Source organism: Gracilinema caldarium (genome assembly GCF_029265695.1).
Taxonomy (GTDB): Bacteria; Spirochaetota; Spirochaetia; order Treponematales; family Breznakiellaceae; genus Gracilinema; species Gracilinema caldarium_A.
On record NZ_JAJUHW010000012.1, the window covers coordinates 49,523 to 71,204 of the forward strand.

The 21,682-nt window shown below is 48.2% G+C and carries 24 protein-coding genes; 16 read left to right on the forward strand and 8 right to left on the reverse strand.

Annotation, left to right across the window (positions count from 1 at the left end; all coding sequences use genetic code 11):
• Window positions 1-86 precede the first annotated feature (86 nt).
• From Q7P68_RS05945 to Q7P68_RS05975, 7 genes are read left to right on the forward strand one after another with little or no spacing between them, the layout of a single operon-like run.
• Window positions 87-1,592, forward strand: a complete 1,506-nt coding sequence (locus tag Q7P68_RS05945) for a M16 family metallopeptidase (RefSeq protein WP_304223999.1) — start codon at window positions 87-89, stop codon at window positions 1,590-1,592.
• A gap of 10 nt (window positions 1,593-1,602) precedes the next feature.
• Window positions 1,603-3,066: a M16 family metallopeptidase gene (locus Q7P68_RS05950; RefSeq protein WP_304224001.1), complete on the forward strand. Its 1,464-nt coding sequence runs from the start codon at window positions 1,603-1,605 to the stop codon at window positions 3,064-3,066.
• 9 nt (window positions 3,067-3,075) lie between these two features.
• Window positions 3,076-4,110: an SDR family oxidoreductase gene (locus tag Q7P68_RS05955; protein ID WP_304224004.1), complete on the forward strand. Its 1,035-nt coding sequence runs from the start codon at window positions 3,076-3,078 to the stop codon at window positions 4,108-4,110.
• Between the two features lie 57 nt (window positions 4,111-4,167).
• On the forward strand, window positions 4,168-4,716 hold the full coding sequence (locus tag Q7P68_RS05960) for an FKBP-type peptidyl-prolyl cis-trans isomerase (protein WP_304224007.1): 549 nt from the start codon (window positions 4,168-4,170) through the stop codon (window positions 4,714-4,716).
• Entirely contained in the window at window positions 4,664-5,095 is a 432-nt protein-coding gene (locus Q7P68_RS05965; RefSeq protein ID WP_304224009.1) for a NusG domain II-containing protein, read from the forward strand. Before Q7P68_RS05960 ends, Q7P68_RS05965 begins: the two co-directional genes overlap by 53 nt.
• 1 nt (window position 5,096) lies before the next feature.
• Entirely contained in the window at window positions 5,097-5,630 is a 534-nt protein-coding gene (locus tag Q7P68_RS05970) for a Gx transporter family protein (RefSeq protein WP_304224011.1), read from the forward strand.
• Complete coding sequence (locus tag Q7P68_RS05975; protein WP_304224013.1) at window positions 5,596-6,246, forward strand: hypothetical protein; 651 nt, start codon at window positions 5,596-5,598, stop codon at window positions 6,244-6,246. Before Q7P68_RS05970 ends, Q7P68_RS05975 begins: the two co-directional genes overlap by 35 nt.
• Window positions 6,247-6,255: 9 nt before the next feature.
• Here the strand turns inward: Q7P68_RS05975 and Q7P68_RS05980 are convergent, their stop codons facing one another.
• Both Q7P68_RS05980 and Q7P68_RS05985 read right to left on the reverse strand, forming a co-directional pair.
• A complete protein-coding gene (locus tag Q7P68_RS05980; RefSeq protein WP_304224015.1) occupies window positions 6,256-6,930 on the reverse strand; it encodes a tetratricopeptide repeat protein in 675 nt (224 codons plus the stop codon).
• 141 nt (window positions 6,931-7,071) lie between these two features.
• A complete protein-coding gene (locus Q7P68_RS05985) occupies window positions 7,072-8,976 on the reverse strand; it encodes a bifunctional metallophosphatase/5'-nucleotidase (RefSeq protein WP_304224019.1) in 1,905 nt (634 codons plus the stop codon).
• A 141-nt stretch (window positions 8,977-9,117) separates the two neighbouring features.
• Here Q7P68_RS05985 and Q7P68_RS05990 point away from each other — a divergent pair, with 141 nt between their 5' ends.
• On the forward strand, window positions 9,118-9,750 hold the full coding sequence (locus tag Q7P68_RS05990; protein WP_304224021.1) for a Crp/Fnr family transcriptional regulator: 633 nt from the start codon (window positions 9,118-9,120) through the stop codon (window positions 9,748-9,750).
• A 1-nt stretch (window position 9,751) separates the two neighbouring features.
• Here the strand turns inward: Q7P68_RS05990 and gltA are convergent, their stop codons facing one another.
• Genes gltA through Q7P68_RS06005 form a run of 3 tightly spaced genes read right to left on the reverse strand, consistent with a single transcriptional unit; the run spans window position 9,752 to window position 12,913 of the window.
• Window positions 9,752-11,272 (reverse strand): NADPH-dependent glutamate synthase, encoded by a 1,521-nt coding sequence (gene gltA / locus Q7P68_RS05995; RefSeq protein ID WP_304224024.1) that lies wholly within the window; start codon window positions 11,270-11,272, stop codon window positions 9,752-9,754.
• Window positions 11,269-12,135, reverse strand: a complete 867-nt coding sequence (locus Q7P68_RS06000; RefSeq protein WP_304224026.1) for a sulfide/dihydroorotate dehydrogenase-like FAD/NAD-binding protein — start codon at window positions 12,133-12,135, stop codon at window positions 11,269-11,271. The genes gltA and Q7P68_RS06000 overlap by 4 nt, the downstream gene beginning before the upstream one ends.
• Before the next feature lie 22 nt (window positions 12,136-12,157).
• On the reverse strand, window positions 12,158-12,913 hold the full coding sequence (locus tag Q7P68_RS06005) for a rhomboid family intramembrane serine protease (protein ID WP_304224028.1): 756 nt from the start codon (window positions 12,911-12,913) through the stop codon (window positions 12,158-12,160).
• Between the two features lie 131 nt (window positions 12,914-13,044).
• Between Q7P68_RS06005 and Q7P68_RS06010 the strand changes: the two genes are divergently transcribed.
• The 6 genes from Q7P68_RS06010 (at window position 13,045) to Q7P68_RS06035 (ending at window position 18,437) form a co-directional block, all read left to right on the forward strand.
• Entirely contained in the window at window positions 13,045-13,875 is an 831-nt protein-coding gene (locus tag Q7P68_RS06010; RefSeq protein WP_304224030.1) for a uracil-DNA glycosylase family protein, read from the forward strand.
• A gap of 76 nt (window positions 13,876-13,951) precedes the next feature.
• Complete coding sequence (locus Q7P68_RS06015; RefSeq protein ID WP_304224033.1) at window positions 13,952-14,953, forward strand: tocopherol cyclase family protein; 1,002 nt, start codon at window positions 13,952-13,954, stop codon at window positions 14,951-14,953.
• A 13-nt stretch (window positions 14,954-14,966) separates the two neighbouring features.
• Window positions 14,967-15,473: a hypothetical protein gene (locus Q7P68_RS06020; RefSeq protein ID WP_304224036.1), complete on the forward strand. Its 507-nt coding sequence runs from the start codon at window positions 14,967-14,969 to the stop codon at window positions 15,471-15,473.
• A gap of 15 nt (window positions 15,474-15,488) precedes the next feature.
• Window positions 15,489-15,989, forward strand: a complete 501-nt coding sequence (locus Q7P68_RS06025; protein ID WP_304224038.1) for a heme-degrading domain-containing protein — start codon at window positions 15,489-15,491, stop codon at window positions 15,987-15,989.
• A gap of 117 nt (window positions 15,990-16,106) precedes the next feature.
• Window positions 16,107-17,621, forward strand: a complete 1,515-nt coding sequence (locus Q7P68_RS06030; RefSeq protein WP_304224041.1) for a glycine hydroxymethyltransferase — start codon at window positions 16,107-16,109, stop codon at window positions 17,619-17,621.
• 6 nt (window positions 17,622-17,627) lie between these two features.
• Window positions 17,628-18,437 (forward strand): YdcF family protein, encoded by an 810-nt coding sequence (locus tag Q7P68_RS06035; protein ID WP_304224043.1) that lies wholly within the window; start codon window positions 17,628-17,630, stop codon window positions 18,435-18,437.
• 41 nt (window positions 18,438-18,478) lie between these two features.
• Here Q7P68_RS06035 and Q7P68_RS06040 read toward each other — a convergent pair whose 3' ends face one another.
• Together Q7P68_RS06040 and Q7P68_RS06045 are read right to left on the reverse strand one after the other, a co-directional pair.
• Window positions 18,479-18,823, reverse strand: a complete 345-nt coding sequence (locus tag Q7P68_RS06040) for a hypothetical protein (RefSeq protein WP_304224045.1) — start codon at window positions 18,821-18,823, stop codon at window positions 18,479-18,481.
• A 57-nt stretch (window positions 18,824-18,880) separates the two neighbouring features.
• Window positions 18,881-19,729 carry a CPBP family intramembrane glutamic endopeptidase gene (locus tag Q7P68_RS06045; protein WP_304224046.1) on the reverse strand — a complete coding sequence of 283 codons (849 nt, stop codon included), beginning with the start codon at window positions 19,727-19,729 and terminating at the stop codon, window positions 18,881-18,883.
• A gap of 90 nt (window positions 19,730-19,819) precedes the next feature.
• Between Q7P68_RS06045 and Q7P68_RS06050 the strand changes: the two genes are divergently transcribed.
• Window positions 19,820-20,050 (forward strand): hypothetical protein, encoded by a 231-nt coding sequence (locus tag Q7P68_RS06050; RefSeq protein WP_304224048.1) that lies wholly within the window; start codon window positions 19,820-19,822, stop codon window positions 20,048-20,050.
• Window positions 20,051-20,449 carry a type II toxin-antitoxin system tRNA(fMet)-specific endonuclease VapC gene (gene vapC, locus Q7P68_RS06055; RefSeq protein WP_304224050.1) on the forward strand — a complete coding sequence of 133 codons (399 nt, stop codon included), beginning with the start codon at window positions 20,051-20,053 and terminating at the stop codon, window positions 20,447-20,449.
• A gap of 28 nt (window positions 20,450-20,477) precedes the next feature.
• Here the strand turns inward: vapC and Q7P68_RS06060 are convergent.
• Window positions 20,478-21,682, reverse strand: a 1,205-nt coding sequence (locus Q7P68_RS06060; RefSeq protein ID WP_304224052.1) for a methyl-accepting chemotaxis protein, incomplete at its 5' end; no start/stop codon positions are given.

The following is a 21,682-nucleotide window of genomic DNA, read 5'->3' on the forward strand; positions in this document are numbered from 1 at the left end:
TTGTGGTGGACAAGCAGTTAAAACTCAGGAATACTTTATCCAATGTCAAAAGTCGGTTACTTTTGAATTGGATTAAGGAGGTTTTCATGACCCAACAAAAACGATGGCTCGGCCTTTTTTTTGTTTTGCTTATCAGTCTTTTTTTTGTTTTTCCTGTCGTTGCCGAAAACAGCGCAGCAAACCCGGTTGCACACCGGCTGCTTGCAAACGGTCTTGAAGTATTTGTCGTAGAAAACCATGCAGTTCCCTTGGCTACCATTTGTGTGGTATTCCGGGGCGGAGCTTCTGCCCAAGCTCCTGAAAATGCGGGACTCTTTCATCTCTACGAACATATGCTTTTTGCAGGAAACGAAAAATACCCCACCCAAGCAGCCTTTACCGCTGCACTAAACCGGATGGGAGTCCCCAACTGGAACGGGGCAACCGGCAGTCAATATATCAATTATTACATTACCGTTCCCTCCAACAGACTTTCAGAAGGCATTGAATTCTGGTCCTGGGCGGTAAAAAAACCAATATTCAATGAAGAAAAATTAGAGAGAGAAAAAGAAGTCGTCATTAACGAGATCCGGGGGTACCATACGGATCCTGACCATATTTTCCAGAATGCACTCCAATCCAGAGCATTTTATAAGTTTCCTTGGCGTAAAAACATAGATGGACCTGAAGAAAATATCCGCAAAACTACCGTGGCAGATCTGCAAAAGATACAGGAAACTTACTATATTCCCCGCAATACGGCCCTTATGATAGCGGGAGATATAAGACCAGACCAGGCCTTTGCACTAGCTGAACAATGGTTCGGAGATTGGAAAGGCGGGACAGCCCCGACCATTGCAGAACCTCCCCAGGGCCCCATCCCTGCAAACCTTAAGCTCGCCTATGCGGACGAAACCTTTTATCAGGGGGTTTCCATGGTTCAGTACCTGTGGCGAGGGCCAGATGTGCTCAGGGAAACAAAGGATACATACACCGCCGATGTGCTGCTATTCCTGCTTTCGTCCCCCGTAGGCCGCTTTAAGACGACCCTCATGGAAAAGGGCCCTGGCTTATATGATGAACGGTATATCGATTTTTCATACCCTACCAGCCGCGATGGAGGCACCTTTGGGTTCACAACCTATCTCAGAATGGGCATACCCGGTGCTCCTTCTATCCTCTCCCGTTCCGAAGCGCTGAGAAAACTCGTACTGGAAGAATTTGCCGCTATCGCTGAGGATCCGGAAGGCTATTTTGGCAAAGAAGAACTAGAAAAGGCAAAAACAAAGTTGATAGACCAAAATCTGCTCTCCATGGAAGTGGCATCTTCCTTTGTAACCGGGACCCTCACCTTCTGGTGGTCCGTGGCAACCACAGATTACTTCTTCTCCTATGAAAAAAACTGCAAAGCGGTAAGCTTTCAGGATATCAGGGATCTCATTAAAAAGTACCTGACCGGCCCAAATGGGACATCACAGCCGCCCGTAGCTACAGCGGTCCGCTATTCTACCTCCGATGGCTGGAAAGAAACAGGCCTGCAGTCTGACCTGTCGGCCTATGGCTATCAGGAAGTACAAGAAGAAACTGCCTTCTGGTGGCAGCAGCAACGATAGGGGGAATAAAATGAATAAGCAAAAAACCATAATATCATTACTGTTTCTTGGAGCTGTAATTGCATTCTTTGCTGCAAGCTGCGCATCTACACCCTTTCCATTGGCCAAGGACACGCAAACCTTTCAGGGAAAAAACCTATCAGCCTTTGAACAAGAAAACCTGAAAAGCTTTACTACCTTTACCCTATCCAACGGTATTCCAGTGATAGTAAAACAAAGCAATGCAAGCCAGGTTTTTAACCTATCCCTGGTGCTCCGCGGCGGGAGTCTCATTGCTCGCTCAGAAACGGCGGGCTTTGAACAGGTGGCTCTCCAAACCATGGCCCGCGGATCTAAAACCTATTCATACGAAGATATCCAAACCCTGCTCGATGAAATGAGTGCCTCCATAGGGGCATCCAGTACCTTTGAGTATTCCACCTTTAGTTTAACGGGATTGCAAAAATACATAGACTCCCTCATACCTGTCTGGTCCGATTGCCTTGTAAATCCCCTTTTCTCAGAAAAAGATTTTTCACAAACTCGTTCCGATGCCCAACTTGCCCTGCAGGGAAAAGAGCAGGATCCGTGGACCAAAACAGCCCTTGTCATGAACAAGGAATTCTTTGGCAGTCATCCTTACGGTAATGTACCCGAAGGTACCTTGGAGACTCTGGCTTCCATGACGCTCCAGGATCTCACCACATGGTATGCCGAGCTTTTTTCTGCTAACCGTATGTTTGTTGTCGCAGTCGGCGCAGTGGACCCCCAAAAACTTAAGAAAGAGCTAGAAAAAAGTATTGGCAAAATCCCTGATAAGGGTGTAGAACTCCCTAAACCGGCACCCCAGTTTACTGCTTCTTCTCGTTTAGTCCGTGTTGAACATCCAGCATCTCGTGGACTTGCGTACCTCAGAGGAGATTTTGCGGCCCCCTCGCCTTCAGCGCCTGATTATATGGCCATGAATGTGGGACTTAAAATGGTTTCCGACCTCCTCTTTAATGTGGTCCGCGATAAATACGGGGCAACCTATTCACCCGCTTCCTATATCCGTGCATTTCCCGCTAACTACGGGTCCTTAGTCATGTTTAAAACCAAGGTTCCTGATAAAATTAAGTCCTATATCGATGAGGCTCTTTCGGATTTCGTAAAGGGATACTGCGTTGCTATAGACTCTGCTGCTGCAGAAGATCCTTCCGCACGGGTACCCATTGCAGAGGCTCTGCCTACCTACAAGGCCCTCTTTGTGAACGAGTATTATCAAAACCAGCAGACTACCGCCCAGCAGGCAGCTTCCATTATTTCGTCGGTCATTCTCACCGGCGACTACCGATCCTATCTCAAAGACATGGCTAAAATCGAAAGCATCACCACCGACCAGGTACAACAGGCTGTTTCCAAATACCTGTTACAGGGAAAAATAACCTGGGTAGTGACCGGGTCCCGAGACATGATAGAATCGGTTAAAGAAACTGATTTTGTACCCCAAAAATGAGGGATTAAAATGAAAATCTTGTTTATTGGCGGCACCGGCAATTTATCCTGGGATACTTCGCTCTATGTGCTTTCACAGGGCCATGAGCTTTACCACCTGAACCGGGGGCTGCGGCAGCCAAACTCAGCTGAAACGGTGCGCGACACCGTAATAGGCTCAGCAAAAGCTATTCAACAGCTTACCGCGGACATCCATGATGAAGGGGCTGTAAGGACAGCCTTAGGGAACCGCACCTTTGATGTGGTGGTAAACTTTATTGCCTATACCAAAGAAGATGTCGAACGGGATATCCGGCTCTTTTCCGGGAAAACCGGACAGTATGTGTTTATTTCCAGCGCGTCCGCATACCGTAAGCCGCCGGTTCATCATGTTATCACCGAATCTACGCCACTGGTGAATCCCTATTGGGAATATTCAAGGAACAAAATAGCCTGCGAAGAGTGCCTTATCCAAGAATGGATAGAACGAAAGTTCCCGGTAACTATTATTCGTCCATCCCATACATACAGTAAATCCTGGCTTCCGACCGCATGGACATCATCGGACTTTACCGTGGCTGCCCGTATGCTGGCCGGCAAGGAAGTTGTAGTACACGGAGATGGGCAGTCCCTGTGGACCCTCACCCACAGCAGGGATTTTGCGGTAGGCCTTGCGGGACTGTTGGGGAACCAAGCTGCAATCGGAGAAGCATTCCAAATTACCGGAGACGAAGCCCTTACCTGGGATACCATTCATCACACCTTAGCCCAGGCCCTTGGCGTAGAACCCCATATTGTCCATATCCCCTCAGATTTTATCGCCCGGATGGATCCCGAAATGGGATCCCATTTCCTCGGCGATAAAACCTACTCTGCAGTGTTTGACTGTTCTAAGCTTAAACGGCTCGTACCGGCCTTTAAGACCACCATCTCCTTTAGCCAGGGAATCCGTGAATCGGTGGACTGGTATTTAGAAGACCCTAGCCGCCAAAAAGTAAACAGCCACATTGATGGGGTTATCGATAGGGTTTTAAATGCCTGGAAAAAGGCCATGAATGCGATATAAGTCACCCATAACCTAGGGGAACCTAGGGAGCCCCCCACTGGAAACAGGCGCACAAATGTGATAAAAAAGGTTATGAATATCGCTAAAGATTGCGTAGTCAGCATTGACTACACCCTTACCGACCCCGAAGGACAGATCCTGGATACATCCTCCGGTGCCGGTCCTCTTTCGTATCTCCACGGCAATGAAAACCTTATCCCCGGCCTTGAAAAAGCCCTGGAAGGCAAAACCGCAGGGGATTCTTTCAAAGTAACTATTCCCGCCGCAGAAGCCTACGGACTCCGGGACGAACAGCTGGTTATTAATGTCCCGCTGGATCGTTTCCAGGGAGCCGGCACAGTAGAAGCGGGCATGCAGTTCGAGGCAGAAACCGCCGAAGGGAGCCGCATCGTCACCGTTACCAAGGTAGCCAACGGCATGGCCACCGTCGATGCAAACCATCCTTTGGCCGGTATGGATTTAACCTTTGATGTTAAAGTTGTAGACGTTCGCGCCGCCACAGCAGAAGAGCTGGAACACGGACATCCCCACATGCACGATGATGGCTGTGGCGATGATTGTGATTGTGGCGACGATGAAGGCTGCAACTGCGGCGGCTGCCATTAAAAAAATTATTACCAGATTCCGTCCCTGGGATCTGGTAATACTTACTCTTTCTATTATCATTACTCTCTGGGCATTCTTCCTTGTTTATCATACTGAAAACAGAGAATTGCAGGTTGTCATTGAGGGAGCAGAACAGTCTTGGGTATTCCCCCTATCAGCAAAAGAAGAGATCCATGTCACCGGTCCTCTCGGAGACACGGTTGTAATAATTCACAACGGATCAGTACATATTCATTCCTCTCCATGCCATAACCAGCTCTGTGTAGCCATAGGAGAAATTCGCAATCAGGGACAATGGATAGCCTGTCTACCTAACAAGGTTTTCGTACGTATTATCGGAACTCCTGCAAAGGATAGCCTAGATGGATCTACCTACTAGTATGCAGTCATCCAGTAAGCCTCCACTGGCCGTACTTGGCGCTCTGTGCCTGTTCCTCTCAACCATTGAATACCTCATTCCCAAACCTCTCCCCTTTATCCGCATCGGTCTTGCAAATATTCCTATTATGCTTGCCATAGACCTCTTTTCTTTTAAATCATATATACTGCTCGTTATTCTCAAAGTTGTCGGCCAAGCAATCATTACAGGTTCTTTGTTTTCCTATGTTTTTCTGTTTTCATTAGGCGGGACCTTTGCATCAGCCCTTGGTATGTATGTTCTCCGCAAAGCAATAGGGAAACAGAATATAAGCTTCATCGGCATCGGTATTATAGGAGCCCTCTTATCCAACAGCCTGCAAATCCTGTTAGCCTGGATTTTTATTTTTGGTCCCAGTGCCCAATTTATTGCACCCCCCATGCTTCTCCTTGGGCTCGTAACGGGGCTCCTCTTGGGTATCTTTTGCGAAAGCTTTGCAAAACAATCCCAGTGGTACCAACATGAACTGGAGGCATTACACCGTGCTGGATCGTGAACAACGAAGTGCCTTCTCCTTAAGATTTTTCTCCAGTTACGATCTCTTTGTTTCCGGCATGCTCTGTATTTTTCCCCTGGTATTCAGCCCCCATCTGTATTTCAGGGCTTTTTTGTTATTTTATTTTTATCTTTTTGCTTGGATCCAGGGCAAACGGGCATCATTGCTTATTGCGACCCTTGTCTCAAGCAGTATTGTAGTTTTTAATCTTCTTGTCCCTTATGGCAAAGTACTTATTAAAATCGGAGAATTTCCGCTGACCCAGGGAGCCTTTTTGGCGGGACTAGAAAAGGCGATTACTCTTGAGGGGCTGATTATGCTTTCTAAGGCTACTATCAGATCCGATCTTCAGCTCCCCGGTACATTTGGGGCCCTCGTAGCCCAATCGTTCAAGATTTTTGAAGAACTCTTAGCTAAGAAAAAAAATATTGATTATCGGGATCCCATTGGGAGTATTGACCGCCTTTTGATAGAACTTGCATCGGACAGTCCTGAAAAACCCGAATGGGCTGCTCCTGTCAGAAACAAAGGGGAGCGGATGATCGGACGCATTATCTTGGTCCTGCAAACGCTCATCATATGGATATTGCTGTTTATATCTAAATATTCAAAATAGAAGCCCTTATTATCCCAGGCGCTTCTTTACCCGTTCAGCTCCATCAGAAGCTTCTTTGTAAGAAGGATTTAATTTTAATGCCTGCTGATAAGCTGTAAGGGAGCCAGAATAGTCTCCAAGGGCTTCCCGGACGGAACCTAAGCGGTACCACCATACGGGGAGCCCCGATTCCAGCTTGACCGCTATGGTATATGCAATATCAGCATGGTTATATTTTTGCTGTATGCGGTAAACCTCTCCCATAAAAAAGTAGGCCACCGACACACGTTCCGCGTTTGGAGCAGCATCTACATATTTTTGCATGTATTTGAGAGACAGATTATATTCATTTTGATAGAAATACGCTTCCCCCATGGTCTCCATGACCCGGTAGTCATTTGGATTTACCTTGAGACCCTTTTGAGCCCACTCTATAACTTCACTGTATTTTTTTTGCCGCAACAAAGCCCAGGTCAGTACGGTATAGGAATCCATATTGGTAGCATTCTGCGCGATTTCCTGTTTGCAGATTTGTACCGCCTCATCATATCGGGCATTGGCATCGCTCATACGCCCCTGGGCTTCGAGGTCACGGCCAATCCGATAACTTTTCAGTGCGTCGGGTTTTTCCTGGGCAGAAAGAGTAAGTCCCAACAATAGCATGAGAGACACTATAAATGATAAACGGCGCATTTCCCTATTCATAACACAATAATGCACTGCTCAGCGGATTTTTGCAAGAAGGCAGCCGGTGCACCTCTTACCCATAAAAAGAAGTGCACCCACTCAAAAAAAATAACAGAACAGGCTGCTTGCAGCAGAGGGCCTAAGCAGCCTGCCGGTTTACTAGAAGATGTTCTTTACCCGTTCTTCCTTTGTTTCGGACAAGATTTTGCCCAACACATAGTCGAGCATGACTTCCGAATCCACAAAGCCAGTATCATATTTCCGGCCCTTTGGAATTGCAGCAAGGGTAGTGTTCTTGTCGCCCCCATCGGCCATAAAATTATTAACCACCAGCTTGTAGGTTCCTTTAGGATCAAGAGCTTTCCAGGATCCATCCTTGGCTTTAACCATCACATCGGTTACACGAGCACCCTTTGCATTGTTCACCATGAGGCTCAGCTTAAGACCTGACACATAAACATAGGCAGTTTCCGGAGCTTTTGCATAACTAGAAATTGTGAAGTCAGCCATGTCTTCGAGAATATTTTTTACTTCTTCGCCGGACACATCGATCGTCACCAAGGTGTTAGCAAAGGGCTGTAATTCATATACCTTAGCGACAGAAATCTCGCCACTGTCTAAATCAACACGTACACCACCTGGATTCATAATGGCAATATCCGCACCGGTTTTCCAAATCATAGAATCGGCAATGATAGGACCGGGACCGGAATTATTGCCCCGTTTCAGAGCATCCGTAGCCTTGGTGGCAATTTTAGCCTGGAGGGCTTTCAGAGCAGGACTGTATTTTGCGAGTTTTTCAAGCCCTTCTTTTTTTGGATCTATAAACAAGAACCGTGAATCATCCTTAAATTTAGCTATCAGAGCTGAGAATGCAGTCATATAGTTCTGCAATGCCTTTTCAGAAGGTACCACAGCATATGCTTTGCCATCATATTCTTTAACACCATAGGTTCCATCGGCAGAACGAACAAATTCAACCCGTTTCAGCTTACCATCCGCATCGGGAAGATCATAAATACGGAATTTATCAAGTCCTGCAAGGAGTTTGCTGTTTCCCTTAAAGGAGGTAATTTTTCCGTCCTTGTCGAAATCAACATCGAGGATGCCAATCATATTCGCCCAGTTCCAAGAAGTAACGATAAGAACGGGATCCCCAGCAGGACTTTTTGCAACTGTTGGATAATCACCCTGGGATTTAAGTCCCAAATCAGCAAAGGGGCCAAGAATGAAATGAGAGTGACCGCCGACAACAACATCGATACCGCTTACCTTTGTTCCTATCGTTTTATCAAGCTCATAACCAGCATGGCTCAGTACGATAATCTTGTTTATTCCCTTTGCTTCCAGTTCCTTTACAACCTTTTCCAGGGAGCTTACTGGATCTAAGAACTTAATTGTAGGACCAGGACTGGAAATATCGGGGGTCTCTGGGTTAGCTACACCAACAATTGCGACCTTCGCACCGGCGACCTCTTTAATGATATAGGGTTTAATGCTGTCTTTAAGCGAAGGTTCTGCAGAGAGATCCAAATTGCAGGCTAAAACCGGGAATTTAGCATCCTTAATAAAGTCTGCTAACACCGTGGGACCCTTATCAAATTCATGATTACCCACAACGAGAGCATCTAACCCAATAGCATTTAAGAAATCCCCATCTGCTTTACCTTTGAATTCGGTAAAATAGAGTGTCCCCTGGAACACATCGCCCGCATGCAGAAAGAAGCTGTTCGGCTTCTCAGCACGCAACGTTTCCACTGCAGCCCAGAGTCGGGCAAATCCGCCTAATTCTACAAAGGTGCGTTTTGCTTTAAGTTCGGGAGTAATGTCAACCTTTAGTTCCGTAAGCGCTGACTCAAGCTTTGCATGGGTATCATTAACATGAAACAGAGAAAGCGACAGGGGCTTTTCTTCTGCATTCTGGGCTACCGAAGCTTGAGCAGCTTTTGCCTGGGTCTCGGCGGATTTGCCCGCCGGCTCGGGACCTCCGGCACAACTAGCAAACAGCACAGCCGCAGCCAGCATAGCGCTGGTCAGAACTTGCATCATTACACGCTTTTTCATACACAAACCTCCTCGTTTGTTTATAGAGATCAGGGCCTTACATTGTACACCTTTTTGTGTACTTTTGGTTAAAAAATCGTTTATTTTTGAACTTTCAGAAATTGATGACAAAAAGCGAACAGGTGGCATATACTTGAATGTATGGAAAATCTTACCATTTACTCATATCCAATAAATACAACCATATTCAAAGAAGGGGAAACTGGGGAACTTTTGTATATACTTGTGGAAGGGGCGGTAGAACTTCGCAAGAATGTACAGGGAGCCGAAATAGTTTTAAAAACTATCGACCAGAAAAACGATTTTTTCGGCGAAATGGCGCTTATCGACGGAAAACCCCGCTCTGCCACGGCGGTAACGGTAAAACCCACGAAGCTTATCCCGGTGGACAATGCGGCCTTTGAACGAATGGTCCTGAGCAACGGCAAATTTGCCTGGAAAATTATCGGAATCCTATCGGACCGTATCCGGGAAACGAATAAGCAGATAGAGGCTCTGCTAAATACTAATCCTAAGGACCGCATCAATTTTGCCATTGCCGACTATGCGCTCAAGGTAAACATAAAAATCCACGACGGCCGGTACAAGGTTCCTGTGGAAGCATTAAAGGAATGGCTTAATAACCACTGCGGCGTTTCCCTGGAAGAAATCGATAATCAGCTATTCAGGCTCCTTAAAAGCGAAAGCATCGCCTACGGCGCGAGCAAAGACAAGGGAAACACAGAACTGATTATCAGCACCAATTTTATTCAGCAATATAACCGCAGGCGATAAGCTAGCTTTTTTGCGCCAACAACTGGTTAATGGCTGCGGCGGCCCTGCGGCCCTCACCCATGGCAAGAATTACCGTGGCCGCGCCGAGCACGATATCACCCCCCGCATAGACCGCATCAAGGGAGGTCTTCTGGTCCGCACCGACTACAATTCGGCCTTTTTTGTCCACCACTAGGCCTTCTGTCGTTTTCACGAGGAGCGGATTCGACTCATTTCCCAGGGCGACAATAACGGTATCGCAATCAAAAACATATTCAGAACCGTCTATTGGCACAGGGCTCCGGCGGCCTGAAGCGTCCGGTTCTCCAAGCTCGAACTTCTGGAGTTCCATACCGATAACACGGCCCTGTTCGTTGCCAAGAATTCTTGTCGGATTACGCAGGAAATTGAACTGAATGCCTTCTTCCATGGCGTGTTCAACCTCTTCTGCCCGGGCAGGCATTTCTTCCCGGGTACGCCGATAAATGACATGCACCTCTTGAGCCCCAAGACGCAGGGCCATACGGGCCGCATCCATCGCCACATTGCCGCCCCCCACAACCGCTACAATTTTTGATTTGTAGATGGGGGTAGCGGCCTTTGATGCATCGTAGGCCTTCATCAAATTTGCCCTGGTGAGGTATTCGTTGGCGCTGAAGACCCCGACGAGGTTTTCTCCGGGACAGCCGAGGAATTTGGGAAGCCCCGCCCCTACGCCTACAAAGGCCGCATCAAAATGATCTTCTTCCAAGAGCTGCTTAAGGGTCCTCGTTCGGCCGACAAGGAAATTGGTCTCTATTTTTACCCCCATTTTTTTAAGGGTATCTATTTCGGCCTGTACTATAGATTTGGGGAGCCGGAATTCAGGAATTCCGTAAACCATAACGCCGCCGGGTTTGTGAAAGGCTTCGAAAAGTACCACTTCGTGCCCTTCCCGGGCCACATCGGCAGCTACGGTTATACCCGCCGGTCCGGATCCGATCACAGCAACCCGCTTACCGGTTTTTGGTTTAACCGTCGGGGGTGTTACCTTCCCGTTTTCCCGCTCCCAGTCGGCCACAAAGCGTTCCAGGCGGCCGATTGCCACGGCCTTGCCAATATCCTTGAGGCTCTTACCGACGGTACACTCAAGCTGGCACTGTTTTTCCTGGGGACAGACCCGGCCGCACACCGCAGGGAGGAGATTTGTTTCCTTTATTGCATCTACCGCAGCCTTAAAGTCCCCCTGCTGGATAAACGAAATAAAGCGCGGAATAGGGACCTGGACGGGACAACCCTTTACACAGGGTTCGTTTTTGCAGTTAAGGCACCGCTCTGCCTCGAGCCGAGCCTGGGCTTCGCTGTATCCTAAGGCTACCTCGCTGACCGTTTTTCCCCGGGCCACCGGATCCTGGGCAGGCATTTCCTGGGGAGGTATGGCAAGCCGTTCTTTAACACTTAAGGCCTGGCCCGCAGCTTTTTTTTCTAAAATGGGAGCAAGCAGCTGTTCAGCTTCCCGTTGCAGTTCTTCCCGGCTCTTGCCGGACTGGTGCAGTTCGCTCATCGGCGTCCTCCCTGAGCTTCCATAGTTTCTATCTGCAGTTCCAGGTGGCAGACATGGTGATCTTCTTCTTCCTTTTCCTTGTAAGCCCGGAGGCGGGTCATCATATTGTCAAAATCCACCTGGTGGCCGTCGAATTCTGGCCCATCAACACATACAAATTTGGTCTGGCCCCCTACGGAAACCCGGCAGCCGCCGCACATGCCGGTTCCATCAATCATGATCGTATTGAGAGAAACTACCGTGGGAACCTGGAAAGGCCTCGTTGTCTCGGCGCAGAATTTCATCATAATGGGCGGTCCGATAGCTACCGCCAGATCCGGCTTGGGATCCTGGGAACAATATTCTTTAAGCGGTTCGGTAACGAGGGCCTTGCGTCCATAGGAACCGTCATCGGTTACGATAACCAGTTCATCCGCAATTTTGCGCATCCGATCTTCAAATATAACAAGATCCTTGTTCCGGGCGCCAATAATGATTATCACCTTATTCCCCGCAGCCTTCATGGCCTGCGCTATGGGATGCAGCGGAGCAACCCCGATACCACCGCCCACGCACACCACCGTACCAAATTTTTCAATATGGGTTGGGTTTCCCAGGGGGCCCAAAATGTTTTCCACATAATCGCCTACATTTTTTGCCGCAAGCCGGTGGGTGCTGGCGCCGACGGTCTGGAACACCATGGTAATAGTTCCGGCCTTGGGATCCGCATCGGCTATAGTAAGGGGAATACGCTCACCCCATTCTGAATCGATTTGTACAATAATAAACTGTCCTGCCTTTCGGTTTTGGGCGATGAGCGGAGCTTCCACCTCCATCTCAAACACCTCAGCCGAAAGCTGTATCTTCTTGATTATTTTATTCATACCCTACGATACTCCTTTATTTTCAGTAATAATAATACCGGACCTTCCGCCGCTTTGGGATATACCGGCGAACTCGGAAAAAGCCGTATAAAAAGCCGCCAATATGGGCCGCATAGGCTACCCCATCCCCCCTGGTACCCCCCAGATAACCCATACCGTTTACCATCTGGAAGATAAACCAGAGTCCAATCACTACCACAGCGCTGACCGTGGTCGGAATAATATTGAACAAAAGCACCCGCACCCGGTTTCCGGGAAAGAGTAGGAGATAGGCCCCCATAACACCCGAAATAGCCCCGGAAGCCCCCAGGGTCGGAGTCAGCAATGCATCCTGGGTAATAACACAGACTAGAATATGAGCCGCCGCAGAAACGAGCCCCGACACAAGATAAAACAAAAGAAAGCGGAAATGGCCAAGACGGTCTTCTACATTATCACCAAAAATCGAGAGGAAAAGCATGTTACCCGCAATATGGGCGATACCTCCGTGCATGAACATCGCAATAAGGATAGTTACATAGACCGGTACCGGAGTCGGAGCCAGCCCCGGAACGGTATAGCGGGAGCCTGACCAGCGGTCCATAACAATTGTAGGAGGAGTCACAATATCTTTACCAGAAATAATTTCCTGAGGAACCATAGAATATGAGTACACCACCTGGTCATCGGTACCAAAGCCTTGGAAAAAGATAAAAACCCCAATATTGAGGGCTATCAAAATCCAGGTTACCACTGGAGTCCTGAGCCTGTAAGAATTATCATCGCCGATCGGTAACATGTTTGCTCCTCATCGGTTCATCCTAAGCAGAAATTGCCTTTTACACAAGACCAATATGACAATTATGACAAAACTGTAATGCTTATAATAAGACCCATGACACAAAGCACACCCTTTGATACACTGCTGCCATGACCGAAAGTCAATGGATCCGTTTCCAAAAGGTCCGCCATGAATATAAGACTTATATTGATGAACTTTCCTCGGCGCTTCCGGATTTATCTGCTGTTCTTTCCCAGCTGGTAGCCGTCCGTTCTGGACCGGCCTACCCGATTGAAACGCCGGTCGTTTACAATCATGCCCTGGATGATATAGGACCGGACAAGCAGATTAAAATAATCCTCGTTGCAGACAACCCCGGACGGCGGGAACAGTCCGCAGCAGAACGGCGCTACTTAGTCGGCCCCTCGGGCAAATTGGCCGATGGCTTTTTTAAACAGTACCCTGAACTAGGAATCGAATTCCGAAAGCATGTCCTTATTCTTAATAAATGCCCCATCCATACCCCCCGAACCGGAGAACTGCGGGACCTAGCCCGCCTTGGCGGCCTGAACATTGAGCAGGCGATTAAAGAGTCCCAGTCTGCCATGGCCCGCTTTATCCATCAATTTCACGAAATCTTTGCAGACGAAGCGGAACTCTGGATTATTGGCTATTCAGAATTGGGCAAGGGTAAATTATTCGAACCCTTTACCAATGCGCTTCTGAATGCCTATTCGGAAAATAATACGTGGGGAGCTCCAGCGGCGAGGCCTTCGCCGACAACAGGGGCTTCGCCAGCGGGAGCCCCACTGCATAGCAAAAAGCCATCTCTACTCAAAAACAGTATGTATCTATACCGGCATTTTTCCATGAACCAGTTTTCGGCGGATTTTAAGAAACAACGACAAGCAGGAGAACGCGCCGAGGAAACGCTGCACCGAATCGGGCTCCAGTACCGAGCGAAAATATTTGGCTGGTAAACACAGTGAAGGGAGGGGCCAAACTTAAGTCTGCGATTGCTTGCAATTATCATCCTCTTGAACGAAACTGGATGAGATGACAATTTTACCGCGCTTCCTGAATCCGGTTCTTTTTCAAGGTGTTAGAAAAAGGAAAAGCTACTTTGAAGGCTGGTACTTTAAGCAGTCCTTTTCCCGCGAAAAAGGTGCGGTTAGCCGTACCCTGGCAATTATCCCAGGTCTTAGTTGGGATGAAAACGGTGCAGGCCACGCCTTTATTCAAACCATAGACAGCCTGGACGGCTCAACTAACTATTTCAGGTTTCCTGCCGATTCTTTTATCTTTCAGGATAAACCTTTCTGTATCAGCATCGATAAAAATCACTTTTCCCTCGAAGGCATTCATCTCGATGTTCTGGATAGCGATACCTCCCTAGTCGGAGACCTTTCGTTCCAGAACCTTACACCAGTAAGCCCTATTATGGGCCCCTATATGTTTGTCCCATTTATGGAATGCAACCATGGCATCGTGAGCATGCATCACAGGGTAGAAGGAAAGATAACCATCATCCGCAAGGAACAAGAAGGAGAAATCCTGAACTTCGAACCCGGCATTGGCTATATCGAAAAGGATTGGGGCAGGTCCATGCCTTCGAGCTGGATTTGGATTCATGCCAATGGATTCGAAGACTCATCTCATCCGGTTTCTTTTTTCTTTAGCTTAGCCAAAATACCGTGGCTAAAAAACAGTTTTAATGGCTTTATCTCCGTACTTCACGCCGCAGGACGGGAATACCGCTTTGCAACCTACAGAGGTGGACACATCGATTTGCTTGAACACCAAAATGGTATTCTCAGAATACTCTTGAGCGACCCCCGTTACAAAGTGGAACTCTTAGTCCGCCTTACCGAAACGGGAGAACTGCTTGCGCCGGTGCAGGGGACCATGGACCGCAGAATCGGTGAATGTAATAATGCCTGGGTCCGGGTAGTGGTAAAGGCAAAACATAAAATGACCGACGCTCCCCTTTTCGATGGCATTGCCACCGGTGCGGGGGTAGAGCTGGTAGGTGATATAATAAGTTTAGGATTAACATGAGAGGAGCAATCCCATGGGCAAAGAAAAAGCGCACGGGGCGCGAAAGGCCCTCATAACCGAACTTGAAGCGCTCATTCCCCAACTTGACGAAGCAGGCTTAGAGTTCCTGGTCGAACAGGCCCGAATACATCTTTATAACATGAAGGTTGATGAACTTAATTCGCTGGCACAGGATCTTACGAGCCCCGCGGGCACCGCAGGCCGCAAAAAGCCGCAAGAGGCAGGAACCACTCCCCAACCGGGACCTGTTTTCCAGATTAAGGCCGGAAGCGGCGGCGGCAGCTACCATGTGTCCTATCGCGGCAACTGGAAGCTCTTTTCGGATACGGAAATGCTTGCCATGGTACGTATTGTCCAAGGTCCGGGGAGCCAGGAGGAGCGGGCCGCAAGGCTCTTCCGCTGGCTCAAGACCGAGCGGCTCGACGTACTGCAGGACATTCCCTTTCAGGGAGCCACGGATCCGCTCTTAGCCGAATTTGCTACACTGCTCCAAAAAACATTCGCCATTAAAAACCGCTAATTGGAAGCCCCTATTATGACCGCAAGCAAGGAACTTTTAGAACAAATCGCACTGGAAGAACAGGAACTCGTCCTCCCCCATTTTGATGAACGCGATGCCTGGCGTCTTGGAAATATTCTTGTGGATCTGGCCCGCGCCCGGTCAGCCCCGGTAGCCATCGATATCAGGCGGCCCAGCCAGATCCTTTTCCATGCAGCCCTGCCGGGAGCCACTGCGGATAATGATGAATGGATACGACGGAAATCCAACGTGGTGTTTCGTTTCGGGAAGGCATCCTTTGCGGTAGGCATTGGTTTAGCCCTTGCGGGAACCAGCATCGATCAAAAATACTTTGTAAGCCCCCTGGAATATAGCCCCCACGGAGGCGCTTTTCCTATCCGAGTGCGGGGGACGGGCATAGTAGCCTGTGTCACCGTGTCGGGCCTCCCCCAGGAAGAGGACCACGCCCTCGTCGTCCAGGGCCTTCATCAATTTATTGCAGAACTACCCTTGAAAAACGAGGGCCTTGCAGAGTAGTCTACAGGAAGCGACTGGCGTCACAAGATGGAATCATTGGAACAATGGTAAACCATCGGGGAGCTCCAAATTTGTCCGACCGCACGCCTGGGCCGGGCACCAGAAAGAGGAGATACCATGCAAAAGAATCCTGTAGCCCTGTACCTTTCCAAAACGGCTCCGGACAAGATTGATACGGCCCTGCTTGCCTACCTTTGCAACCTTCAGGAAACTGCCCAGGTTGCCCCCGAAATTGCCGCATCTATCGTTAAGGAACTCGAAAACCAGCGGAAACGGGTCAAGCTGATTGCCAGCGAAAACTACTGTTCCATGGCGGTCCAGCTTGCCATGGGGAACCTGCTGACCGACAAATATGCAGAAGGTATGCCGAACCACCGCTTTTACGCGGGGAACGAAAACGTGGACGCCATAGAATCCCTGGCAGCCGCCGAGGCCTGCAAGGTGTTCGGCGCCGAATACGCCAATGTCCAGCCCCACTGCGGGGCCGACGCGAACCTTTTAGCCTACTGGGCTATCCTTTCCACCCGGGTTGAGACCCCGGCTCTGGAAAAGCTTGGCGAAACAAACCTGTACAAACTGACCGATGAACAATGGAAGGAACTTAAGACCGCCCTGGGGAACCAAAAACTCCTTGGCCTGGACTACTATTCAGGAGGTCACCTGACCCACGGCTACCGCTACAATGTGTCGGCCCGTATGTTCGACGTGTACAGCTACAGTGTATCAAAAGAAACGGGTCTCTTGGATTATGATGATATAGAAAAGAAGGCACTAGAAATCCGGCCCCTCATATTGCTTGCGGGCTACTCAGCCTATCCGCGAAAAATCAATTTCCGCCGCATGAGGGAAATCGCCGACAAGGCCGGCGCAGTCTTTATGGTCGATATGGCCCACTTTGCAGGCCTCGTGGCTGGCAAGGTCTTTACCGGAGACTACAACCCCATTCCCTTTGCCCATGTGGTCACCACCACCACCCATAAAACCCTGCGGGGCCCCCGGGCGGGGCTCGTCCTCTCGACCAAGGAATTTGCCGAAGCCCTCGACAAGGGCTGCCCTCTTACCATGGGCGGCCCCCTCCCCCATGTCATCGCAGCCAAGGCCGTCGCCTTCCGGGAAGCGGGCAGCGCCGAATTCCAGACCTATGCCCACAACATTGTGGAAAATAGCCAGGCCCTTGCTGCGGCCTGTATGAAGGGCGGCCTTGAGGTCCTTACCGGCGGTACCGATAACCACCTCTTCCTTGTAAACGTCCGGCCCCTCGGTATCACCGGCCGCCAGGCCGAAAGCGCCCTCCACGAATGCGGCATCACGCTGAACCGCAACAGCCTGCCCTACGATCCGAACGGTCCCTGGTACACCTCGGGGCTCCGTATCGGTACCGCCGCGGTTACCACCCTTGGTATGGGAACCAAAGAAATGGAAGAACTGGGGGCAATTATCAGCCTGGTTCTCAAGGGCACAAAACCCAGCCCTGACGCCAAGGACCCGACAAAGCCAAGCAAGGCAAAGTATGAGGTAGCCCCCGCGGTAAAAGCGGAAGCCCTGAAACGGGTAGAAGCCCTCCTTTCCCGCTTCCCGGTCTATCCGGAACTGGACCTGGCACTCCTTAAAGAAGCCTTCGTGAATGCCTAAGTCGCCATGGGGACGCTTGTATTTTATATATCTAAGATTCTGCGTCCCCTGGTAACCTCTCCCCTCTGCATCGCGCTCGCCTTTGCGCTTTGGGTCATACTGGTCTTGCGCGCCCAGACCCGGTTCCAGCGCTGGCTCAAGGGAATAAGCCTTGCGGGCCTCGGTATTGTCACGCTCCTATCGCTCCCGATTGTAACAAGACTGCTTTCCAAGCTTTACGAAGTCCCCCTATCCCAGATTGATGAGGTGATGACCGCCTCTCCCTATAGGGCAATCCTTGTCCTGGGCGGCACCGTGGAGCCCGTATCTTCCCGGCCGGGCCTTGCAGAAGGGAACGACAGCTTTGAGCGGCTTACCGCCGCCGCACGTCTTTACAGGGCCGGGGCGGCCCCTGTTGTCATTGCAAGCGGCGGCAGCGGCTCTATTACCTTTCCGGATAAAAAAGAAGCCCCTTACATGGCTGAGCTTTTAGAGCTTATGGGAGTTCCTAAAAGGGCAATTATTACGGAAGCGGCTTCCCGAAACACCTACGAAAACATTATCTATAGCAAAAAGCTCCTGGAAGGCCTCGCCGATGGCGGTCAGCTCCCCGCTCAGCCGGTGCTCCTCGTGAGCTCCGCCTGGCACCTCCCCCGTGCCCTGGCCATCTCTCAGAAAGCCAAGCTCCCGGCCATCCCCTTTTCGGTAGATAGCCAGGCGGAGCCCCTCCTCCTCCCCGCAGACCTTTTCCCCGATGCCTGGGCCCTAACCCGCTCAACCCGCCTCATCCGGGAGTGGCTCGGTCATATCGCCTACCGGCTGCTGGGGCGGCTGTAACCTAGACTCAGCGCCCGTACAGCGGGCCTCAACGGTTTTTATTACTCCGAAGCGGCAGAGCGATGCCGGTATTTAAGGGCCGCCTTGGCTATAACAGCCAAACCAATCCCGATACTTGTAAAGCGCGATAAATCCCCCACCCAACCAATTTTTAATACAATATATAAAAGGTACAAATACACATTTACATACGCCACCATTAAAAGTATTGAATTAAAAAGAGGAAGCGTTGGGAAAAATCTACGAAGTAAAAGCTCTGATACAAGCAGCGCAACGATAAAAAGAATAAATTCAGATTTTATCCCCAAAATTACAGAAAGAACCAAACTCACTATTGTTGGAATAAGTATTCTGAATAACCAGCTCATAAGATCATCTTTATTCATTTTTAGACCCCTTATTTTATTTCCAGCCTGCTTTTTATTTGTGTAATGGTAATTCTTTTATAATAATATTGAAAACATTCCATCACCAGTGTTAGGGCCGATGTTTCTAAAAAGCTGTCCATAGTATTCAACACCAGCAGCCGGTTCTATTAATATCATACCTAATACATTGTTTGCGATATGCACCCCGAGAGCACCTTCCAGTCCTTCATCCAGCAATACAAGAAGCCCAAATAACAGACCCAATATTTCATATTGTAGTAACCCTGATATTTGGATACCTGAGGCAGAATATTTAAGATTCGGTACATGGGCTAAAAGAAACAGTAAAGAAGAAACGAAAACTATAAAGATTTGCTTCTTAAAAAACAGGTAAAAACCTTGCATAAGATAGGCCCGAAAAAATAACTCTTCGGCAAAACACTGAAAGGGCACAAAGCATAAGGCTCCAATCACACTCAGCAGCAATTTTACACTATCAAATTGTATGGATAAACCGCTCCCTTTTGAATCTACTGCATAGCTTAAAACAATTGGCAGCAACAATAAAAACAACCATATAAAAAAGGCTCTTAATACTTTTGAGCGGTTAAAATACTGGTGGGAAGTTACAGCAGTTTTAAATGGACGCTCAAAAAATAAAGGAAAACATACTATAAATACTGGAACATACAAACCAAGATTGATAAAAACACTGAATATATCAAAATATGTTTGAGTCCCTTTCCTAATAGCCCCATTTACGATTGTCGGTGAAAAATAATCAACAATATCTTTTATAAATTGATAAAGCATATAAAGGCCTAACAACAAGACAATCCAAAGAATGATAGATACTACGAGAAAGCCCAGCCATCGCCAGCGATCGTTTTTACCGGTATGCACTTGGTTTAAATAACGGTTCATAATTTTATTGTACTACAAGTATACTTGTACTTATACTTGTTCTCAATTGATTTTTTTATTATTATTAAAATTGATTACAAGGAGGTTCATATGCCTCAAATTTCAATTTATATTGATGAACCTACGCTTAAGCTGGTAGAACAGGCGGCAAAAAAACAAAAAACATCGCTCTCAAAATGGGTAGTAAAACAGCTGAAAGCCCGTGTTGCACCCGATTATCCCGATGAATACGAAAAGCTATTTGGTTCTATTCAAGATGAATCATTCGTAGAACCCAAAGAACTAAGTTTCTCTATAGATTCAAAAAGGGAAGTATTCTAAATGTATTATCTGGATACTAATACGTGTATCTATTTCCTCAAAGGGACTTATGAAAGTGTTCGATCAAAATTGATATCCACTAATCCTTGCGAAATTGCTATTCCTTCATTAGTAAAAGCTGAATTGCTTCTTGGAGCTTTTAAAAGTAAACAGAGAGAGTCAAATATAGAAAAAATAGAACGCTTTTTAGAACCATTTGCAGTTATTCCCTTTGAAGATAAAATGACCTACGTGTATGTAGAAATAAGATCTGATATAGAAAAAAAAGGCGTACTCATTGGCCCAAATGACCTTATAATTGCCTCAATAGTAAAGTATTATAATGGAATCCTGGTCACAAATAACACCGGTGAATTTAAAAGAATAAAGGGCTTATTAATAGAAAATTGGGTAAAATAAGATACCGCCCTATAAGTTATTAACAAGTCTACCGGTATCGTTCTAGTATAGCTTCCAGCTTTTTAACCGATTCCAGATTGTTATTGCTGGTATTTGTGACCGCATCGATAACCTGGGTCATCAGTTTCATGGTTTCCCGCTCGGTTTCTATTGCCTTCTCTATATTGTGTGAAGAAAAGCGCATCAGTTCCATGGCTTCTGTTAACGATTGGGTGTTGGAGTCCTGGGTTTCTACCAGCCTCTTAATTTTCTCTGTTGCGTCAACCAGAGACTGGGTTGCGGAGAGTACTTCCGAAGCCCCTGTCTGCTGTTCCACCATGGCAGCTGCGATGGTTCTGACAAGCTCTTCGGTACTATGCACGCTCTGATTAATCTGTTCAAAGGCGGATTTGGTAAGCTCAGATTTTTGAGAACCCAAATCTATTTTTTGCTGCATACCCCGCATAAGCTGGATAATTTCCTTTGAATTCTGAGCACTGGTTTCAGCAAGACCTCGGATTTCATCGGCCACAACCGCAAAACCAGCGCCGTACTCGCCCGCATGGGCGGCCTCGATCGCTGCATTCATGGCAAGCAGATTGGTCTGGGCTGCAATCTTCTGTATCGCCCCTACAATGCTGCCAATCGATGCAGCAGACTCCTGAATCGCATGAATTGCTGCCAGCAACTCTCCCATATTAGTCGTGCCATGTTCAGTTGTTTCCAAAAGTTTTTGAGTGAGCTTGTCCGCTTCCGAGGTCATGCGGCTCACCGAGGCGATATTTGCCGCCATTTCAGATATAGAAGCTGAACTTTGAGAAACAAAACTGGCCTGGTCGGCCATATGATTAGCCACATCTTTGGCAGCCCTGGAAACTGACTCTAACTGCTCCAGAGCTTCCGCCTCTGTCTTAACCTGGTGCAGAGCTGCATTCTGTACTTCTTCCTGGGATTTTTTCAAGGAACCTAAAGCCCAGGAAGCCTGTTCGGCCTGTTCATGCAGCCCGCTGCTCGAACTGAGCACCTGAACCGATGAATCATTAATGGTTTGCAAAATTGCATCCAGGTAACGGATAAATAAATTAGTGGTCTGCGCGATTTCGCCAATTTCATCAAACTGGTCTATACTTATTTGTTCATTTAGATCAGCGCCTTCGGTAAGCTTGAGCAGCTGCTGCTTATTAATCTTGAGCCTATGAGATATCGAATGGGCCAAAATATACAGAAGAAGAACATTGATAGTCAAACCAAAAA

Excerpts from the sequence above, each read along its gene's own strand:
- Q7P68_RS05945 (WP_304223999.1), top strand. The coding sequence starts at position 87 with ATGACCCAACAAAAACGATGGCTCGGCCTTTTTTTTGTTTTGCTTATC.
- Q7P68_RS05950 (WP_304224001.1), top strand. The coding sequence starts at position 1,603 with ATGAATAAGCAAAAAACCATAATATCATTACTGTTTCTTGGAGCTGTA.
- Q7P68_RS05955 (WP_304224004.1), top strand. The coding sequence starts at position 3,076 with ATGAAAATCTTGTTTATTGGCGGCACCGGCAATTTATCCTGGGATACT.
- Q7P68_RS05965 (WP_304224009.1), top strand. The coding sequence starts at position 4,664 with ATGATTGTGATTGTGGCGACGATGAAGGCTGCAACTGCGGCGGCTGCC.
- Q7P68_RS05970 (WP_304224011.1), top strand. The coding sequence starts at position 5,097 with ATGCAGTCATCCAGTAAGCCTCCACTGGCCGTACTTGGCGCTCTGTGC.
- Q7P68_RS05975 (WP_304224013.1), top strand. The coding sequence starts at position 5,596 with ATGAACTGGAGGCATTACACCGTGCTGGATCGTGAACAACGAAGTGCC.
- Q7P68_RS05980 (WP_304224015.1), bottom strand. The coding sequence starts at position 6,930 with ATGAATAGGGAAATGCGCCGTTTATCATTTATAGTGTCTCTCATGCTA.
- Q7P68_RS05985 (WP_304224019.1), bottom strand. The coding sequence starts at position 8,976 with ATGAAAAAGCGTGTAATGATGCAAGTTCTGACCAGCGCTATGCTGGCT.
- Q7P68_RS05990 (WP_304224021.1), top strand. The coding sequence starts at position 9,118 with ATGGAAAATCTTACCATTTACTCATATCCAATAAATACAACCATATTC.
- gltA (WP_304224024.1), bottom strand. The coding sequence starts at position 11,272 with ATGAGCGAACTGCACCAGTCCGGCAAGAGCCGGGAAGAACTGCAACGG.
- Q7P68_RS06000 (WP_304224026.1), bottom strand. The coding sequence starts at position 12,135 with ATGAATAAAATAATCAAGAAGATACAGCTTTCGGCTGAGGTGTTTGAG.
- Q7P68_RS06005 (WP_304224028.1), bottom strand. The coding sequence starts at position 12,913 with ATGTTACCGATCGGCGATGATAATTCTTACAGGCTCAGGACTCCAGTG.
- Q7P68_RS06010 (WP_304224030.1), top strand. The coding sequence starts at position 13,045 with ATGACCGAAAGTCAATGGATCCGTTTCCAAAAGGTCCGCCATGAATAT.
- Q7P68_RS06015 (WP_304224033.1), top strand. The coding sequence starts at position 13,952 with ATGACAATTTTACCGCGCTTCCTGAATCCGGTTCTTTTTCAAGGTGTT.
- Q7P68_RS06020 (WP_304224036.1), top strand. The coding sequence starts at position 14,967 with ATGGGCAAAGAAAAAGCGCACGGGGCGCGAAAGGCCCTCATAACCGAA.
- Q7P68_RS06025 (WP_304224038.1), top strand. The coding sequence starts at position 15,489 with ATGACCGCAAGCAAGGAACTTTTAGAACAAATCGCACTGGAAGAACAG.
- Q7P68_RS06030 (WP_304224041.1), top strand. The coding sequence starts at position 16,107 with ATGCAAAAGAATCCTGTAGCCCTGTACCTTTCCAAAACGGCTCCGGAC.
- Q7P68_RS06035 (WP_304224043.1), top strand. The coding sequence starts at position 17,628 with ATGGGGACGCTTGTATTTTATATATCTAAGATTCTGCGTCCCCTGGTA.
- Q7P68_RS06040 (WP_304224045.1), bottom strand. The coding sequence starts at position 18,823 with ATGAATAAAGATGATCTTATGAGCTGGTTATTCAGAATACTTATTCCA.
- Q7P68_RS06045 (WP_304224046.1), bottom strand. The coding sequence starts at position 19,729 with ATGAACCGTTATTTAAACCAAGTGCATACCGGTAAAAACGATCGCTGG.
- Q7P68_RS06050 (WP_304224048.1), top strand. The coding sequence starts at position 19,820 with ATGCCTCAAATTTCAATTTATATTGATGAACCTACGCTTAAGCTGGTA.
- vapC (WP_304224050.1), top strand. The coding sequence starts at position 20,051 with ATGTATTATCTGGATACTAATACGTGTATCTATTTCCTCAAAGGGACT.